Source organism: Vibrio sp. A1-b2, from assembly GCF_021726015.1.
GTDB classification, from domain to species: domain Bacteria; phylum Pseudomonadota; class Gammaproteobacteria; order Enterobacterales; family Vibrionaceae; genus Vibrio; species Vibrio diazotrophicus.
Genome location: NZ_JAKKCI010000001.1, coordinates 636277 through 654317 on the forward strand (window position 1 = coordinate 636277; position 18041 = coordinate 654317).

Annotated in this window: 16 protein-coding genes; all 16 read right to left on the reverse strand. The window is 45.5% G+C overall.

What is annotated here, in order from left to right; genetic code table 11:
• Positions 1–13 precede the first annotated feature (13 nt).
• Positions 14–1840 carry a flagellar hook-length control protein FliK gene (locus L3V23_RS02825; RefSeq protein WP_237291903.1) on the reverse strand — a complete coding sequence of 609 codons (1827 nt, stop codon included), beginning with the start codon at positions 1838–1840 and terminating at the stop codon, positions 14–16.
• A 156-nt stretch (positions 1841–1996) separates the two neighbouring features.
• Complete coding sequence (gene fliJ, locus L3V23_RS02830; RefSeq protein ID WP_102963100.1) at positions 1997–2443, reverse strand: flagellar export protein FliJ; 447 nt, start codon at positions 2441–2443, stop codon at positions 1997–1999.
• A gap of 7 nt (positions 2444–2450) precedes the next feature.
• Positions 2451–3773, reverse strand: coding sequence for a flagellar protein export ATPase FliI (gene fliI / locus L3V23_RS02835; RefSeq protein WP_042484008.1), 1323 nt, complete (start codon positions 3771–3773; stop codon positions 2451–2453).
• A complete protein-coding gene (gene fliH, locus L3V23_RS02840) occupies positions 3773–4576 on the reverse strand; it encodes a flagellar assembly protein FliH (protein ID WP_042484010.1) in 804 nt (267 codons plus the stop codon). Before fliH ends, fliI begins: the two co-directional genes overlap by 1 nt.
• Positions 4577–4723: 147 nt before the next feature.
• Positions 4724–5776 carry a flagellar motor switch protein FliG gene (fliG, locus tag L3V23_RS02845; protein WP_042484012.1) on the reverse strand — a complete coding sequence of 351 codons (1053 nt, stop codon included), beginning with the start codon at positions 5774–5776 and terminating at the stop codon, positions 4724–4726.
• Entirely contained in the window at positions 5769–7517 is a 1749-nt protein-coding gene (gene fliF, locus L3V23_RS02850; RefSeq protein ID WP_102952714.1) for a flagellar basal-body MS-ring/collar protein FliF, read from the reverse strand. Before fliF ends, fliG begins: the two co-directional genes overlap by 8 nt.
• 14 nt (positions 7518–7531) lie before the next feature.
• Complete coding sequence (gene fliE, locus L3V23_RS02855) at positions 7532–7843, reverse strand: flagellar hook-basal body complex protein FliE (RefSeq protein WP_042484016.1); 312 nt, start codon at positions 7841–7843, stop codon at positions 7532–7534.
• Between the two features lie 87 nt (positions 7844–7930).
• A complete protein-coding gene (locus L3V23_RS02860; RefSeq protein WP_042484018.1) occupies positions 7931–9340 on the reverse strand; it encodes a sigma-54 dependent transcriptional regulator in 1410 nt (469 codons plus the stop codon).
• Positions 9341–9342: 2 nt separating this feature from the next.
• Positions 9343–10395 (reverse strand): ATP-binding protein, encoded by a 1053-nt coding sequence (locus L3V23_RS02865; protein WP_042484020.1) that lies wholly within the window; start codon positions 10393–10395, stop codon positions 9343–9345.
• A gap of 124 nt (positions 10396–10519) precedes the next feature.
• Entirely contained in the window at positions 10520–11983 is a 1464-nt protein-coding gene (locus L3V23_RS02870; protein ID WP_102966658.1) for a sigma-54 dependent transcriptional regulator, read from the reverse strand.
• A gap of 232 nt (positions 11984–12215) precedes the next feature.
• Positions 12216–12626 (reverse strand): flagellar export chaperone FliS, encoded by a 411-nt coding sequence (gene fliS / locus L3V23_RS02875; RefSeq protein WP_042484026.1) that lies wholly within the window; start codon positions 12624–12626, stop codon positions 12216–12218.
• An 11-nt stretch (positions 12627–12637) separates the two neighbouring features.
• Positions 12638–12943 carry a flagellar protein FliT gene (locus L3V23_RS02880; RefSeq protein WP_042484029.1) on the reverse strand — a complete coding sequence of 102 codons (306 nt, stop codon included), beginning with the start codon at positions 12941–12943 and terminating at the stop codon, positions 12638–12640.
• A gap of 4 nt (positions 12944–12947) precedes the next feature.
• On the reverse strand, positions 12948–14936 hold the full coding sequence (gene fliD, locus L3V23_RS02885; protein ID WP_102966657.1) for a flagellar filament capping protein FliD: 1989 nt from the start codon (positions 14934–14936) through the stop codon (positions 12948–12950).
• Between the two features lie 21 nt (positions 14937–14957).
• Entirely contained in the window at positions 14958–15419 is a 462-nt protein-coding gene (gene flaG / locus L3V23_RS02890) for a flagellar protein FlaG (protein ID WP_102966656.1), read from the reverse strand.
• A 74-nt stretch (positions 15420–15493) separates the two neighbouring features.
• A complete protein-coding gene (locus tag L3V23_RS02895; RefSeq protein WP_042484037.1) occupies positions 15494–16624 on the reverse strand; it encodes a flagellin in 1131 nt (376 codons plus the stop codon).
• 226 nt (positions 16625–16850) lie between these two features.
• Positions 16851–17990 carry a flagellin gene (locus tag L3V23_RS02900; protein WP_102966655.1) on the reverse strand — a complete coding sequence of 380 codons (1140 nt, stop codon included), beginning with the start codon at positions 17988–17990 and terminating at the stop codon, positions 16851–16853.
• Positions 17991–18041 lie beyond the last annotated feature (51 nt).

An 18041-nucleotide genomic window follows, 5' to 3' on the forward strand; every position in this document is an offset into this window, starting at 1 on the left:
AGATTTACTTAGTTTAAGCGTAATAACTGATTCCATCACGCTTTGCAGCCACATTCAAATCAAGTTTGACGTTTGTATCAAGGTTTTCTTCACTTTGTCGGTTATCACCGCTCGCAGATTGACCACCTGAACCATCGCCACTTGCTGCATAGCGCTGTTGCTGACCAGAACTTTGTTGCTGAACAGAAGTATCACCCAACTGAACACCTTGGTTATTCAACATTTCACGCAATCTTGGCATCGATTGTTCAAGAGCATCACGAGCCTGCTGGTTAGCCACGGTAAAATGCACTGTGGCGCCATCACCATTCATGTTCATACGAATATGCATACGCCCCAGCTCTGGCGGATCAAGGCGAATATCAATGTTTTTCAGGTTTTTAGATAGCATCACTTGCACACGCTCTGCCATCTGCTCTGCTGCCATATCACCTCTGGATAACTGCAAAGGTACGTTTTGCTGAGCCGCTTGCAGAGGCTCACTGCGTAAACTTTGAGGGCTACTTAATCCCTGCTGACCCGCTACCGCAGAAAGTTGCTGTGCCAAATGTGAATCGGCACCGTCGCTGTGTTTATTTCCTTCCATCAAGGCATTTAACGCTTTGGCACCTAAGCCAGCTTTAAGAGCAGCTTGATTAACCGTCGGGTCAATTTGATTTGCCATCGCGCCAGCCAACATTGGATTAGCCTGTGCGTTAGCTTGCGGTAACTGTACTTGAGCTTCAGCATGGATAGGCACCTGAGATTGCGCCATCATTGCTTTATCAGCTTGGCTTAACATGGCTTGCGGATTCTGTGCGCCTTGAGACAAAGCTTGTGATACTGCTGCATGCGCTACGGATTTCGCCGCAACCTTACCTTCAGCGAGATTGTTTATCTCCGCCGCTACACTTGCAGCTTCAGTATTATTGTTCCCCCAAGGAATCGCCGCAGGTGCGACCGATGCTACCGCTTCTTTTGAAACCAAAGTATCTTGCGACGCTGAAGGATCCTGAGCGTCTACAACTGGTTGTGAAACATTAGCGTTTTGTGAAACGTTAGAGCCTTGAGCGACCATAATATCTTGATTTGCAACATTTGCCCCAGTGAGCTTAGATTGTTTAGCCAAGATAGCGGCTTGTTCACTGTCACTGAGTGCTTTGATCTCTTTTGCGTTTGTTTCTGGCGCGATCAGCACTTCGCCCTCACTGTCAGCATGCTTCAGCGACGGCTCTTGTTGTAACGGCTTAGCTTGAGGGTGAGTCGAATTCAACTGAGCGACCAGCTCTGGATCGAGTTCTGAATCAGCACCACTTTGCATTTTTTCAGATTGTACAGATTTCTCAGAAAGCTCGGCTTCTTTTTCATGTGGCAAAGCCTTGCCATCATTTTTTACCAGCGTCTGATTTGCCTCTTGCAAGCGGCCTAGTATCTTGTCGCCTTCATCCATCGCTTTCGCTGTTTTTGCTTTTAACTCTGCTTGTTCAGGCTCTTCAGAAGCAATGAAACGCTTGAGGTTTTCAGGAACCTCCACGCTCTCATCCGCGACCAACTTTGGCTCAACGGAAACCTCAGAACCGTTTTCAGCTTTAACCGCAACGTCATCATCACCTTGGCTTAAAAGCTCATCAGTGCTGGTTGCTTTCACTTCAGCGCCCTCTACGGATTTCACTTCTTTTGCCTCTGAAGCGCTATCACTGGAAGCGGGTGCATCACTTTTACCAAGCAGCAGTGAAGCCAGTCTTTCCAAAAAGCCTTTTGATTCTCCGCTTTCACCGCTGACTAAATCCTGCGCAGGGGCAGACTTAGTCACATTGGTAACTTTAGAAGTCTCTACTGAAGGAGTTAAATTGACATTCATACACAGCTCACTCGCATTAATCACTGCAAACCTTTGCCGCTCTAGACGGGAATAGCCCGCTGGCAAAGGGTTGCTAATCTGTTCGCGTTAAAATTGTATTAATAACTGCAAAAAACGAGCCAACCGTCAGATATTCTCTACGATTAAAAATGAGCTCTACAGAGTGTTGGTACGACGACGATTGAAGTTGATAGTCGAAAACTCATCCATCATTTTCTGATCTCGTTTCTCTTGTAAGCGCTGATGTTCAGTCTGCTTTTTCTCAATCAACCATTCGTAAGAACGGCGTTGCTTACGGACATCCAACCAATAAGACTCGCAGCTCTCTACTTGCGTTTTGAAGTGCTGCTCAGCTTGACGCTGCTTTGATAAGGTTTCATCTAATTGCGTTAAGAAACGATTTAAGTGTCCATACTGACTGGCGGTTAATCCGGCTTGACCGCGAGAGACAAGCTGCTGACAGTAATCCAAGCGATATTGCTCAATCTGTTTAAGCTGTTGATAATAGTCTTCAAGTTCACGACGAGCTTTGCCCAACGCCATCACCGCTTTATCTTCTTTACTTTTCGCCTGTTCAAGCAGGAATTCCAGAGCATTATCCATTCAACAGTTATCCCACACTGAGCACATTTTTAAGCATGCTGATACACATATCGTAAGGCACTGACTCTTTCATGGTTTGCTGTAAGAAACCATCCAGTTTTGGTTTCAGAGTGAAGGCGCTATCTATCGCCGTGTCTGTACCCGGCTTATAGGCTCCAATCGAAACAAGATCTTGGTTTTTACGACAAGTAGACAATATCTGACGTACCGCTTTAGACATCAATATGTGCTCATCAGTGGTGATTTGCGGCATAACACGACTGACCGATTTCTCCACATCAATTGCCGGATAATGACCAGCATCAGCCATTTCACGAGACAGAACGATGTGACCATCGAGAATAGCGCGAGAAGCGTCGGCAATAGGATCTTGCAAATCATCCCCTTCGGTTAAAACCGTAAAGAATGCAGTGATAGAACCCTGATGAGGACCGCCGTTACCCGCTCGTTCAACCAATGCAGGCAACTTAGCAAACACAGAAGGCGGATAGCCTTTGGTTGCGGGTGGTTCACCCACTGACAAGGCAATTTCACGTTGAGCTTGAGCAAAACGAGTTAATGAATCCATAAGCAACAATACATCCAGACCTTGGTCACGAAAGTATTCCGCTATAGTCAGCGCAGTTTGACACCCTTTTAAACGCATCAACGGTGATGAATCCGCAGGCGCAGCGACAACCACAGAACGTTGTCTGCCATCGACACCTAAAATTTCTTCGATAAATTCTTTAACTTCGCGGCCACGTTCACCGATGAGCCCTACCACAACGACTTGCGCGGTTGTGCCTCGCGTCATCATGCCCAAGGTCACCGATTTACCAACACCAGAACCCGCAAATAGACCGATACGTTGGCCTTTTCCGACCGTCAAAAGACCATTAATCGCTTTGATGCCGACATCCAGTGGTTCACTGATAGGTTTACGTGCTAAAGGGTTGATTGGGTCGGCATTAAATGAAGCTTTTTGGTCGGTGTAGATCGGGCCGAGCCCATCGAGAGGATTTCCCACACCGTCAATGACGCGACCAAGCAATTCCATTCCAACGGGTAAACCCGCTTCTACCGTCAGAGGGGTAACTTTCGCCCCCGGCAGGACACCGGTAATTTGTTCGCTAGGCATTAAAAACAGTCGGTCGCCAGAGAAACCCACAACCTCTGCTTCCATAGAGCCAGACATAGTTTCAACGCTGCACAGACTGCCAATAGGCGCACGGCATCCAGTGGCTTCTAGAGTTAAACCAACCACTCTCACCAACTTGCCAGAGGCAATCGGGCGACTTGTCAGTCCTTGGACTTTGTATTGTGAGAGTCTATCAGCCAGTTGAAGCATTATTCGTTGCCCTGTTGATGTCGGTTCGTGCCACAGAAGCTCTGCAATACACTGCGAACTCTGTCTTCCATTCGGTAATTAACACTTGATTCGCCCGCTTCAATTTGAACATCGCCACGACTTAAAGCCGGTTCGCTAACGAGCGTCCAGTTACGGGTATCCAATTCATTTTCGCCATAAGCCTGCTTGATGATTTCGCAGTCTTCAGGATGTAATTTCAGCGTGATGGCATGGCCGGCAATCGGCAGCGCTTCAACAGACGCTTTCACAGTGTCGAGAATGATTTGCGAATTGGTCTGCACTTCTACGTGCACCACTTCTTTCACCAGTGACAGCACCATGTCGACCAGTTGTTTCTCAACCTGTGCATTCATCAGTTCAAGGGGTTGTGCAAACTGGTTCGCAAGACTCATAAAGATTTGAACATGCTCTTGAACAATTTGTTGCCCGGCTTCCAATCCTTCCGCGCTGCCCGCTTGAAAGCCCTCTTCCTGCCCCACTTTATGGCCAGCTTCTTGGCCCAGTTGGAAACCTTCCTGATAACCTTCCGCCTTCCCTTGCTCAATACCTTCCTGATAGGCGGCTTGTTTAATTAATTCAATTTCTTCTTCAGTAAGAATTGCAGGCTCTTCTGCTTCAGGTTCATCGAAACTCGGAATCCAGCTCGGATCATAATTAAGCGCCGTTTCCTTTGCTTTCTTGTGAGCCTCAGACGTGTAGTCCGGCAGACCCCACTTTTTCGCCTGTTCAACAGTTTCATCAGAATCGAGACGGATAAAACCGCGCTTTCTTTCACCTGACATCATATTTCCTATCTAAAGATAAAAAAGGCCGGCTGATTAAGCTGGCCTTATGGGCTGTTATCTTGTCTGAACAACAGTCCTAAATTAAGAAGACCTGTTTTTACAAAACCGATATTTTCGTCAATGGTATTTCAGCGACCATTCGTTTTATAAGAACTCGTCTGCACCACCACCCAGTATCAGCTCACCGTTGTCAGCCATACGTCGGGCAATAGCAAGAATCTCTTTCTGCGCTGTTTCCACATCGGAAACTTTGATTGGTGGCATTGCCTCCAAGTCATCTTTCATCAGTTCAGCAGCACGTTTAGACATGTTCTTGAAGATCTTATCTCGTAACGTGTCATCTGCACCTTTAAGTGCTTTCTGCAGAACATCTTGAGGAACGTCACGCAGCAATTTCTGAATACCTTGGTCGTCGACTTCGACCAAGTTCTCGAACACAAACATAAGGTCTTGAATTTGGGTAGCCAAATCTTCGTCTTGGTCGCGCATCTGATCCATAAGCGCTCCCTCGATATTGTTGTCGAGGTAGTTCATGATATCTGCCGCAGCTTTCAAGCCACCAATCTTCGCTGCTTGTGCACCAGCCTGACCTGCGAACTGTTTCTCCATGATTTCATTCAACTCAGCCAGTGCTGAAGGTTGGACTTCTTCAAGGTTAGCAATACGCATCATTAAGTCTAGACGGTCACGCTCAGCAAACTGCGCCAGAATTTCTGCAGACTGATCTGGGTCTAGGTAAGACAATACGATAGTCTGAATTTGTGGGTGCTCGTTGACGATGATGCTCGCCACCTGACGAGGATCCATCCATTTCAATGAGTCCAGACCTTTCGAGCCAGTGCCCAGTAGAATTTGGTCAACCAAGTTGTTCGCTTTATCTTCACCCAATGCAGCAACCAGCGCTTTGCGCATAAAGTCTTCGCTGCCCATACCGATATTGGTGTATTTCTGAATATCTTCCAAAAACGCGCGGTGTACAGCAGTGACTTTACCTTGGCTCAGGTCTTTTGCCCTTGCCATTGCACTACCTACACGCTGAACCTGTTTCGGTTCAAGGTGACGGATGATTGCCGCTGCGTCTGCCTCATTGAGGCTCAGCAGCAAAATTGCTGCACGCTCTTCACCTGGAATATCAGCAATTTCTTTTTCTAATTCAGTCAACTCGCGGTTGTCTTGCTTTACTATTTCATTAGGCATCGTTAGCCACCCAGTTCTTAACTACTTGAGCTGCAAGCTCAGGTTCGTTGGCGACCAGAGCACGTACTGCTTTAAGTACATCCTCATCTTTATGTAAATTCGGTAAGTCTATGCCAGAGCCAAACTCAAACAATTCACCACCTTCAATATCACTGCCAATCAAGCTGGTTTCACCATCAATACCGATAGGTAGACCATCTGGGCCGTATAGTTGATCATCGTCATCCGCAGATGGATTGAGGAGTTTCTTCATCGCAGGACGAACAAGTACCAACACGATAACCATAATCACTGCCGCACTTGCCAACCAACGGATCCAGTCGTTGAAGTTCGGATGTTCCCAGATTGGTACATCAGCAATCGATTCAACTTCAGGTTCGGCAAAGTTCATACTTAATACATTCAGCAAATCACCGCGATTTTCACTGAAACCGACCGCGCCAACCAATACCTGACGAATGGCTTGTAGTTCGCTATCACTGACTGGGGTATAAGTGACTTCACCCGTTTCAGAATTGACGCTGCTTCGGTTTTTAACCGCAACAGCGACAGTTTGGCGATTAACTACACCAGTTTGACGACGCTCATGGCTGATTGTCGTATCCAGTTCAAAGTTACGGGTCGCTTCTTTATGAACAGAACCCTGCCCCATAAGCGAACCATCTTTCATCTGTGCCACATCTTGTGGAATGGATGCATCAGCAGGAGGCTGGTTACTTAATGCGCCCGGTACACCGGCAATCACATTACCGTTGTTGTAATCTTCTAAGGTGTATTCACTACGTGTCGCAGGTGTATTTGGGTCAAAACGTTTGCGAGTCTGCTCTACCGCACTGAAATCCAGTTCAACGTCTACCTGAGCGGTATAGTTACCCAAACCTAAAATCGGGATTAACACTGAATCAATTTTTTCACGTAAGTCTTGCTCTTTCTTACGCTCTGCTTCCTGCTCTTTACGACGAGCAGCCGTTACCGGATCCTGTGAACCAGAGCTAAGTAGGCGACCATGTTGATCGGTTACGGTGACACGTGTCGGTTTCATTCCCGGAACAGCGCTCGCGACCATATCAACAATAGAATCAACTTCGCCTTGTTTAAGGTCGGTACCCGTACGCAGTGTCAAAAACACCGACGCAGACGCTTCTTGGTTTTGACGAACGAAAACACTCTGTTTTGGCAAGGCAAGAAGCACGCGCGCTTTGTTCACTTGGCGCATCTCTTCAATGCCTTTGGCAAGCTGACGCTCACGGCTGAGTTTCAAGCGCTCTTGTTCTAAGCGTTGTGAAACACCGAAGCCCATGTCTTGCAGCAGAATTTCATCACCTTCGTGGCGTTCCTGATTCATACCAGCACGAACCATATTTAATTTCAGACTGTTGTAGTCAGAAGTAGGAACCAGAATGGTGTTTCCGTCTAACTTATAGTCTTGTTTTTGCTGGTCGAGGTAATCAAGAACGGGAATCAGTTCTTGTGTGTCATAAGCACCTAAAGGACGCATCTCTGGCTCTTTAACCCAGAAGAACAGCATCACAATTAAGGCCACACAGATAGAGATAGAGAGAACTAGGACAACTTGGCGTAGTAAGTCCAAGTCACCCATAGAGAAGTCCATTTTTGAGGAGCTTTTTTCTTCAGCGTCAACGTTTTGCGTACCCATGTCCATGTCGGAGCTCGACATCAATGCATGGTCACCGCCGCTATCGCTTAAAGTAAGATCGGTTGTTTGCTTATTCTCGGCCACAATTCACACCTTTATTAAACTGGCATGTTCATCAGTTCTTTGTACGCTTCAACAAGCTTGTTGCGTACCTGAATAGTGGCTTCAAATGCCACGCTCGATTTGTTGCGGGCGATCATAACATCAGATAGAGAGACACCTTCATCGCCACGATCAAAGCGCATTTGAAGGTCGCTTGAGGTTTTCTGTAAACCATTTACGTTATTGATAGCGTTTGAAAGCATATCACCAAAATCAGCGCCAATTTTTTGTCCTGTTGGAGCTGGGCGTGAATTGGTAGCTTCTACCATCATCGCCTGCATTTCGCTTTGTAAACCGTTTATATTCATTACTACCTCAAAAGCCAGAACTTTGACTAAACTTCATCTCTGTTCAGTAATGCAGCAATTTATGTGCCACTCTGAAATGCGGCGAATTTAGCCCGGAATGTCCATACCTGCATCACGCATTTTTGCTAGCTTGTAGCGTAATGTGCGCGGACTAATACCAAGTTTTTCCGCCATCTCTTTACGACGACCATTGCATTCAATCAAGGTCTCCATAATGATCGCGAATTCTTGATCACGTAGCTCACCGCCTAAGCCTGCACTGCTGTTCGAAATCTTAGCGACGTCCACCTGAGCAACAGGTTTGATGTCTGGTGTTGCCACCGTTTCGCCACCTTCAACTAACTTCTGAAGGCTCGAAGCATCCTGCCAGTCTAAGCCTTCAAGTAAGATATGTTCTTGATCAATGTGTCCATTTTCACTCAGGATCAGAGCACGCTGTACCACGTTATCTAACTCTCGCACGTTACCCGGCCAAGAATAGGCATGTAGCTTAGTCACTGCGGAAGTCGAAAGATTCGGTACAGGCATCCCCAACTTCTTACAGTTACGCTCCACTAAGTGGTTCGCCAGCGGTTCAATATCCGCTTTACGATCTTTCAGAGCTGGCCAAGAGATTGGGAAAACGTTCAAACGGTAATACAAGTCTTCACGGAAGTTGCCTTCTTGCACGTATTGCTTCAAGTCACGGTTACTTGTGGCAAGCACACGAACATCGAGTTTGATGCTCTTACGGCTACCTAAGCGTTCCACTTCACGCTCTTGAAGAACACGCAATAACTTGGCCTGAAGGTTTAAATCCATCTCACTGATTTCATCAAGCAAGATAGTACCGCCCTGAGCTTGTTCAAATTTACCCGGACACGCTTGTACGGCACCAGTAAACGCACCTTTCTCGTAACCGAATAAGGTTGCTTCTAACATATTGTCAGGAATTGCCGCGCAGTTGATGGCAATGAAAGGGCCATCTTTGCGTAATGAAGCATTGTGAATGTAACGGGACATCACTTCTTTACCGGAACCGCTAGGGCCTAAAATCATCACGTTAGCGTCGGTTTTCGCGACTTTGTCAGCCAGAGCGAGCAGTTTTAAACTTTTCTCGTCAGCAACAACCGCATCACCATTATCGTCTGATTTTACAGGCGCATATCGGCTTACCATGTTCAACAACACTTCTGGCGCAAATGGCTTAGCCATGTAGTCGATAGCACCATCTTTCATTGCCGAAACCGCATCTTCAATGTTGGCGTAAGCGGTCATCAACAATACTGGCAAATTAGGCCAGTGCTGTTTGATGTTGCGTAGCAGAGCAAGACCACCCATACCGCCCATTTGTACGTCCGAAACCACAATATCCACAGAATTGTTTTTGAGTTTCACCAAAGCGTCTTCAGCACTGTCAGCTTCCAGCCATTCATAACCGGCCAGTGCTAAGGTGTCTACCAAGGCTTCGCGTAGGCCTTCATCATCTTCAACGATTAAGACTTTGCTTTGTGCCATCATCATTCTCCAGTTTCTGTGTGTGTGGAATCAGTGTGATTTTGCAAGGGAATACAAACGGTAAAACACGCCCCGTCTCCCTCTTCAGAAATCAGCTCTAATCGTCCGTCGTGTGCACGACAAACCATCTGTACAACCGCAAGACCTAAACCCGTTCCCTGCGAGCGAGTGGTAAAGAAAGGTTCCATAATCTTACTTTGCAACTCAGGTGGTACGCCGGGGCCGTTGTCTTGAACGGATATTTTTAGCTCTCCATTCACTGGTCGGAAGAACACATCTATTTGTGCTTCTTTGCCAGCGATCTGAATCGCATTCATCACTAAATTACTCAATGCCGAAGCAATAGCATTCGCATTGCCCAGCAACATTGTCTCTTGCTCTTCCACTTCGAGACAAAAATCAATTTGGTTGTTTTTCAAAGCCGTCTCGACCATTGGAGAAAATTCCCCAACCAGATCAGCAATTGAAAATGGTTTTACTACTTTATTGTCGCCGCCTTTAGCAAACAGCAACATATCATTGACTTGCTTTTCCAAATCATACAAACGATCCATCAATTTACTTTGAAAGCGCTCACGGGTTGTCGTAGGTAAATTGGGTGCGCCCAGATTAGAAGCATAGAGCATGGCACTCGATAGCGGCGTTCTCACCTGATGAGCTAGCGACGCCACCATTCGTCCTAAAGATGATAATCGTTGTAAATCACTGACCCGAGCCTGCAATAAGCGGGTTTCTGTCAAATCAGTGATCAAAATGAGCTGACCAGTATTGGAAGCTGAAATTGCCAAGCGAACTTTACGGCCATTGCGCAGTGAGATTTCGTGACCGTCATCTTCACGAGGAGCAAACGCAATCTGAATAATCGCGTACCAGCGCTCACCCAAAAGAGGAACGTCCAGAATTCGCTGCGCTTCAGGGTTAGCCTCTCGCACAACCCCTTGAGTATCCAACAAAATCACGCCTGCTGGCATAACATCAAGAACCTGCTTATAGCGTTCTACTTGGTCTTCTAAAGAATCTAAATGTGAATGCTGCTCTTGCACTTGGTCTACCATCGTCGAGAATCTGCCTTCCAATACAACAATAGCCTGTCACGCAAAATGCATGCCAGGCTATTGTATTTATATTTCAACAACTTATCTTAATGACAATAAATTGACTCGCTCGAAATATGGCTTTTTAGCGCTGCATATTGTACTTACGCATCTTCTCAACCAAGGTAGTTCGACGCATTCCAAGCATATCTGCAGCACGAGCAACAACACCGCCTTGAGCTTCTAAAGCTTGGGTGATCAGGCTCACTTCTAAATCAGCCAGAAGTTCCTTCAGGTTTACACCTTCTGGTGGTAGTGCTTGTGGCACATCAACATCATTGAAATTGTCAGAGGCATCTAAGCTGAAGTTTTCTGAGAAAATGCTGTCCAGAGCATCACGCTCTTGCTCTTCTACTGAACTGAATCGGCTAGGCTCAGGTTGAAACTCAGGGATATCACTGTAACGATACTTAGTAGGTAGATGGTTAACATCGACCAGACTGTTTGGATACAAGATAACCATACGCTCAACTAAATTTGCGAGCTCACGAACGTTACCCGGCCAATCATGCTCCATCAGAGAGTTAATCGCTCTTGGTGTGTAACAGATAGGCTGAGCACCTTCTGCTTCCATACGTGTCATCAGTTCACGCAGTAGTAGAGGAATATCTTCTTTACGCTCTTTTAGCGAAGGCATTTCGATTGGGAAGACATTGAGGCGATAGTACAGATCTTCACGGAAGCGCTGGTCTTCTATCATGCTATCTAAATTACGGTGTGTTGCAGCGATAATTCGCACATTGGCTTTAATCGTGGTGTTGCCGCCAACCCTTTCAAAGCAACGCTCCTGCAATACACGCAGCAATTTCACCTGCATGGTCATCGGCATATCGCCGATTTCGTCTAAGAATAGTGTGCCGCCTTCAGCCAGTTCAAAACGCCCTTTCCGAGCGGTAATTGCTCCAGTAAATGCGCCTTTTTCATGACCAAACAGTTCACTCTCCAATAAATCCGCAGGAATTGCACCACAGTTAATTGGCACAAACGGACCGCCACGACGCGGTGAGTGGTAGTGAATATTTCTTGCGACGACCTCTTTACCTGTACCAGATTCACCTAAAATCAATACGTTAGCTTCTGTTCCAGAAACTTGTTCAATCAAATGGCGAACCTCTTGGATACCGTTGCTCTGGCCGACCAAACTGCGAAATAGAGTGTTCTTGCGGTCAGACGCGACAACGTTAATGCCCTGACGACCTAAAAATGCTTTGCAGTGGCGAAGTGCTTCGCTCAGTTGCTGATAGTTAAGAGGAAACTCCAACTCACCAACAAATTGAGGAAACTCTTCCAAAGAGTACGGCTGCTTATCAGCCATTAAAAGAGGTATGTGATTTGCACTTGCAAGTGATGAGGCTAATGATTCTGATAGTTTATGATCTTTCAACGATCCAAGAATGCACCCTGTCCACGTTGCCGACCAATTGACTTGATCAGCCAGCGAAGACTCAACTACCTCACACTGCTCTCCTACAAATTCTAATATGATACTGAGATTAAGACGAATAGACGGATCGTCTTCAATCACAAGCAATTTTGCTAAACCTTGCATAGGTGAGAATATTTGCCTTCAATCTGGAAAGTTGGATGTATTTACACAATAAGAATCGTATTCGGCTGAATTAGTCTTTTAAGTAGTGCTAAATATACGATAGTCAATCTGTGAAAATCAGCAACAAAAAAAGCCATTAGGCTATCTAATGGCTTCTATTCTATGTGATAAAAAAAATAAGGCAACCAAGCAATTAGCAGGTGTGAGCTCTGTTAAAACTTTCAGAGATAACTTACAAACCTACTTCATTTGAAGTCAGATTGTGGTATTCAGCAGGAATTTGATCCCATGCTGATTTAATTTCACGAATAATATCGATCACATCATCCACTATCTGCGGATCGTTCTGATGGTTAGCCGCTGCAATTTGCGTGATCATAAATTCGTATAGCTGATCTAGGTTTTGTGCGATTTCACCGCCATCATCCATAGATAAACAGCTACGTAAGCTGATTATGATGTCCAAAGCTTTACCAAAGCGCTCGCCTTTAACTGGGATGTTGCCCTGTAGCATCGCTGCTTTGCCTTGGATCAAACGTTCAATCGCGCCAGCCATTAACATCTGTACAATCTTATGCGGTGAGGCCGCACTTAGCTGGCTATCCACTGATACTTTTTTGTACGCCTGCAAAGATCCACGCATAGTCTTCCTCTTTATAAAAACTTTTTGTATTGCTGAACCGATTTATTACCGTGACGGAATTTTTGTAAATCTTTACCGATTAACAGAGTTTTTGACTGCATCAGTTCAACAAGTAGTTGTGTATCTCGAACAGCATCTCGCCAACATTGGGATTTGCCTAGCGCCGGATTTTCTGACACTTCAGTCAGTAATCCCTGCAATAACTGTTCCCTTATATCGACAAGTTGAATAATTTCTTCAACATTTATATCGTCATGTGCCAATAAATCTTTAATTTGATTATCGACATCACCCAACTCTTTCAGCTGTTCATCCATCATATTAGCCTAGCGCGTTCATCATACCGGCTAACTGAGACTGCATTTTGCCAGTGGCATCCTGCATGGCCGAGAATTTGTCGAAAGTCCGTTTTTCCAAGCTATCCATTCTACGGTCAAGCGCTGCCTGATCGTCATTTAAACGGTAATTACGCTCTGTGAGTGTCTTTTCACGATTGCGAATAACGCCTGTCACACCGGTCATACCTTGAATGGCATCTTCGACTTTTTTTGCAAAGCCCTGATTCCCGCCAAAAAAGTCGCCCAGCTTGGTGAAATTGTTATTTAATTGACGATCGAGCATATCATAGTTGATCTCCATCGTCCCTTGACGCGTAGTCGTGATACCAAATTCAGTTAAGCTTTGTAGCGTCTCAGGTGCTTGTTCAATTTTACTAGAGAAAATCGATTTTAGACGGGAATCGGCACTGCGAACCACACTATCACCAGCTAGAGGTCCAGCTTGCCCAGTACGAGGATCGACACCTGAAAGCTCTTTTGTTACCTGATAGAACTGGTTATAAGCATTCACAAACTGCTCTATGTCTTGGCGTACGCTATTACGATCGTATTCAATATCAATTTCAGTGGGTTGTTGATTGCGCTCTGTTTTGCCTTTTAGGGTTAAATCCACACCCTCAATTGCGTTTTCAATCACGTTATTTTTACTAGAAAGTTTGGCAACACCATCCAGTACGACCAAAGAATCTTGCGCGGATTGTACTTCCGTCATACCGGTATAGGCATCAAAAGAATCTTGTGCCGCTTTAAGTTGCTCATTGACCGACTCAACTTTTTCAAGCAATTCACGCTCTTCTGGAGTCAGTTTTGCACGCGCCATCGCTTTGGCTTCATCGGGAGAGATATTGCCATTTTGTACAGCGGCACGGATATCCGCTTTCTCTTGCGCTAATTGGCGTTCAAGTTTTTCCTGCGCTTCTTTTGGCGTAACGTAAGAATCCACCAATGTTCCTGAAGCGGTATTTGTCCAACCTGGAACGTCTTTTGATTTGTCTATCGCTTTATCATCAAGCTCTGGTTCTGGCTCATAATAAGAATCCAGCAAAGTACCCGATGCAGTTTCTGTCCAACCAGGAATGCGTTCTTCTGGTTTTAGGTACTTGTTGACATCAGCCCCGACTTTGGCGGCTGCTTTAACGGCTGAATCAGACAGTTCGGCGCTATCGCTATCAACACCGTTGCTATCTTTGGCCACTTTCTGAACTTGAGCGGCAACCGATTCATCAATTTCTCTGGCGGCATTTCCGATTTTTTCTGCCACTTTAGCGGCAATCTTTTGCTGCTCTGGTGTCAAAGGGGCAATCAGTTGCTGCGCTGAAGCACGCGCTTTTTCAAGATCTTTAACGCGGTCTTCTAATGTTTTGTATTCAAGAGACTTAAGAGGATCACCCTCTTGTGCTTGTGCCGAGATAGTTACTCGGTTTTCTTCACCGGAAATATTCGAGGCGACGATTAAACGAGGTCCGTCAACGTCATTGATCACCGAAGCTCGTACACCAGGGTTACTCTTTTCACCATTGATGCTACGAACAATATCGATAAGTTTAGATTGGGGTTCTACTTCTATGTTGAAGCTTTTCTTGCCAAGTGAAATTTGCAGCTTACCCGGACCAAACTTTGCGTCTTGAGGAAGTACATCAGACGCAATTTTATGGCTCTGAGCAAGCTGCAACACATCTACTGAGTATTTACCAGCGATGGCATCAGTGGTTGCTGTCGCGACGACGGAGTTATCATCAGAAGTGTCCACAGAACGAACTGCGAACGCCTTTTCCTGACGAAAATTCGCCATCAGATTTTTCATCGTATCCAGCGACTCTCTGAGCCGGCCATAGGCACTAATACTGGTATCAATACCAACGCGCTCATTGTCAATTCGTTGCTGTTTGGGAACACGCTCCGAATTAACAATTTTGCTGACCATTGAATTTATATCAAAGCCAGTGTTCATCCCCATTGGGCCTAAACTCATTCAACCACCTCAAAAATATATTTACACCTTAGCCGACAATAAGCCCGATTTATGGTCCTGTTGTCGGGAAAGACGTCGTAATACTTCAAGCATTTCTTCTTCAGGAATTTGGCGGATAATGTCACCCGTTGAGGCTTCATACACCGTTACTACGTCCCGACCGGATTCCTCATCAATTCTGAAAGATAACCCTTTGTTGATAGATTTAACGAAATCGCTAACTTGTTCTACCATTCTAGCTCGTCGTTCTTCATTCAGCGTCTCACGTTCACGAGAACGTTCAATTGCTGCGTCGACCGACTCTTGCTTAGTCTTCTCCAGTTGTTGTGAGATGTGCTCATAAATCTTATTTGAGCGCTCTACCGGTCGTTCCTCCCTTTTCGCAGTAGAAATGTTACTTACGTTTTCATTTTCTGAAGCAAATTTGATGCCACTTTGTGAGCCGAAAGGCTGGACGTTCGATGTGTGTAATGGTACTTCCATAACAATCTCCCTTCCACCTTAGAGGTAACTTTTCTCCAACTGTGCTACCTATAAAGCTCAGTTAGCTTTATCAGTTAACCCAATAAGCTAAGAGCCGCAGATGGTGACTGCTTCGCTTGAGCCAACACAGACGTACTCGCTTGTTGCAGAATTTGCGACTTCGTCATTGCAGTGGTTTCGCGAGCGTAATCCGTATCTTTAATACGGCTACGAGATGCATTCACGTTCTCATTGATGTTCTCTAGGTTGCTGATTGCATGACCAAAACGGTTTTGGAATGCACCTAGTGAAGCACGTTGGCTATCTACAGCTTTAAGAGCACCGTCGATCACCGCAATCGCTTCTTGAGAACCACCCACTGTTGATACGTCAATATCTTTTACAGTCAGATCTTCGCCTTGGCCAAAGCCAATCTCAGCACCAAGATCACCACCGATAGTGACATCACCTTGCACTTTTTGAGTTGCTGCGAAAAGTTGTAGCTTACCGCCTTCGCCAACTGACGCTTTAATGTCGTCGTTTTGGCCGTTGATGTAAGTAGCAACTTCTTCTAAGTCATCACCTGCTTTTGCAGAAATGGTGACTTCACGAGCTTCACCCTGTTTGTCGGTGTAGTTCAGTGTTAGATCTTTCGCTTCGCCGACTTTCCAATCCGATCCTTTACCTTCTTGGGCACGGTAAGCTTTACCACCCATATCAGTGGTATCCGAGCGCATGTTGCTCATAGACAAAGCGACAGCTTCACCTGAGTCAGCACCGATTTGGAAAGATTTGCTGCCGAAAGAACCATTCAGTAGTTTGTTGCCACCAAACGATGTGGTTTCCGCAATACGGTTCAATTCGTCATTAAGTGCAGACACTTCTTCTTGAATCGCTAAACGTTCAGAACGTGAGTTCGAACCGTTAGAAGATTGCAATGAAAGGTCACGCATACGTTGAAGGATGTTGGTAGTTTCATTCATTGCACCTTCAGCTGTTTGTGCAATAGAGATACCATCGTTCGCATTTCTTACCGCCATGTCTAAGCCACGGCTTTGAGAAGTTAAACGGTTTGAAATTTGTAGACCTGCTGCATCATCTTTCGCGCTGTTGATTCGGTAACCCGAAGACAAACGCTCCATAGATTTTTGCGTGCCGTCCGCTGCATTGTTCAAATACCGCTGAGCAGTCATCCCCGCGACATTCGTGTTCACACTTATTGCCATATTGATCTCCTTAGGCAGATTGTTGACGTGCCTTCGAGTCTCTCACCTCTCTCCGGCACACCTCATTTCTCTCGTATTCTGTAACGGCGAAGAATTAACAACCTTTAGAGAAAAAATATTACTTTTTCGCAAAATAATTGAACATTTGGAGAATTAATAAGCAAATCAAGATATTAATCGCAAAAAAAAATCCAGCCGAAGCTGGATTTTTTCATCTGGAAGCGGATTAACCTAGTAGGCTAAGCGCTGCGTTTGGAGCTTGTTTAGCTTGCGCCAACACTGTGCTTGATGCTTGAGAAAGAATTTGCGACTTAGTTAGTGCAGTTGTTTCTTTCGCGAAGTCAGTGTCTTTGATACGGCTCTTAGAAGCATTCACGTTTTCGTTAATGTTGTCTAAGTTGCTGATTGCATGGTTGAAACGGTTTTGGAAAGCACCAAGTTCTGCGCGGTGGCTATCTACAAATTTCAACGCTGAGTCGATGATAGCAACAGATTCTTGAGCGCCGCCTACTGATGTTACGTCAATAGAGTTCACAGTTACCGCTTTACCTTCAGCAGAACCTAAACCTAGTTCACCAGCAAGAGAACCACCAAATGCTACTTCGCCGTCTAGTTTGTCAGTACCTGCGAATACTTGTAGCTTGCCATCTTCGCTTACAGACGCTTTAACTGTGTCTGTTTGACCGTTGATGTAAGTTGCTAGCTCTTCGATGTCATCACCAGTTTTTGCTGAGATGCTGATAGTTTGCTCTTGACCAGCTTTGTCAGTGAAAGACATGGTTAGGTCGTTTGCACCTGATTGCACGCCCCAGTTTTTGTCTTTACTTTCAGTAGCTTGGTAGCTAACGCCACCCATCTTAGAGTTGTCGCTACGCATGTTGTTTAGGCTTAACATTACTGCTTCACCTGAGTCAGCACCAATTTGGAATGACTTAGTTGAGAATGTGCCGTTTAGTAGCTTGTTACCACCGAAAGAAGTGGTTTCTGCAATACGGTTTAGTTCGTCGTTAAGTGCAGATACTTCTTCTTGAAGTGCTACGCGCTCAGACTTAGAGTTTGAACCGTTAGTAGATTGTAGTGACAAGTCACGCATACGTTGCAGAATGTTAGTCGTTTCATTCATCGCACCTTCAGCAGTTTGAGCAATCGAAATACCATCATTCGCGTTGCGTACTGCTACGTCTAAGCCACGGCTTTGAACGTTCAAACGGTTAGAGATTTGAAGACCAGCTGCATCATCTTTTGCGCTGTTGATTTTTGAACCAGACGATAGACGCTCCATTGACGTTTGTTGTGCGCTAGTTGCGCCGTTTAGGTAACGTTGAGCTGTCATTGCTGATACGTTGGTATTTACATTTACTGCCATGGTGATTTCTCCAATTGATTTTCCGGTAGTTCAGGTTTCCGACGTCTCGGA

What these genes read in the sequence shown, in the direction of transcription:
- L3V23_RS02880 (WP_042484029.1), bottom strand. Translation starts at nt 12,943, where the DNA reads ATGGATGAACAGCTGAAAGAGTTGGGTGATGTCGATAATCAAATTAAA.
- fliJ (WP_102963100.1), bottom strand. Translation starts at nt 2,443, where the DNA reads ATGGATAATGCTCTGGAATTCCTGCTTGAACAGGCGAAAAGTAAAGAA.
- fliI (WP_042484008.1), bottom strand. Translation starts at nt 3,773, where the DNA reads ATGCTTCAACTGGCTGATAGACTCTCACAATACAAAGTCCAAGGACTG.
- fliD (WP_102966657.1), bottom strand. Translation starts at nt 14,936, where the DNA reads ATGAGTTTAGGCCCAATGGGGATGAACACTGGCTTTGATATAAATTCA.
- fliE (WP_042484016.1), bottom strand. Translation starts at nt 7,843, where the DNA reads ATGAATATAAACGGTTTACAAAGCGAAATGCAGGCGATGATGGTAGAA.
- L3V23_RS02860 (WP_042484018.1), bottom strand. Translation starts at nt 9,340, where the DNA reads ATGGCACAAAGCAAAGTCTTAATCGTTGAAGATGATGAAGGCCTACGC.
- L3V23_RS02870 (WP_102966658.1), bottom strand. Translation starts at nt 11,983, where the DNA reads ATGCAAGGTTTAGCAAAATTGCTTGTGATTGAAGACGATCCGTCTATT.
- flaG (WP_102966656.1), bottom strand. Translation starts at nt 15,419, where the DNA reads ATGGAAGTACCATTACACACATCGAACGTCCAGCCTTTCGGCTCACAA.
- fliS (WP_042484026.1), bottom strand. Translation starts at nt 12,626, where the DNA reads ATGCGTGGATCTTTGCAGGCGTACAAAAAAGTATCAGTGGATAGCCAG.
- L3V23_RS02825 (WP_237291903.1), bottom strand. Translation starts at nt 1,840, where the DNA reads ATGAATGTCAATTTAACTCCTTCAGTAGAGACTTCTAAAGTTACCAAT.
- fliH (WP_042484010.1), bottom strand. Translation starts at nt 4,576, where the DNA reads ATGTCAGGTGAAAGAAAGCGCGGTTTTATCCGTCTCGATTCTGATGAA.
- L3V23_RS02900 (WP_102966655.1), bottom strand. Translation starts at nt 17,990, where the DNA reads ATGGCAGTAAATGTAAATACCAACGTATCAGCAATGACAGCTCAACGT.
- L3V23_RS02895 (WP_042484037.1), bottom strand. Translation starts at nt 16,624, where the DNA reads ATGGCAATAAGTGTGAACACGAATGTCGCGGGGATGACTGCTCAGCGG.
- fliG (WP_042484012.1), bottom strand. Translation starts at nt 5,776, where the DNA reads ATGCCTAATGAAATAGTAAAGCAAGACAACCGCGAGTTGACTGAATTA.
- L3V23_RS02865 (WP_042484020.1), bottom strand. Translation starts at nt 10,395, where the DNA reads ATGGTAGACCAAGTGCAAGAGCAGCATTCACATTTAGATTCTTTAGAA.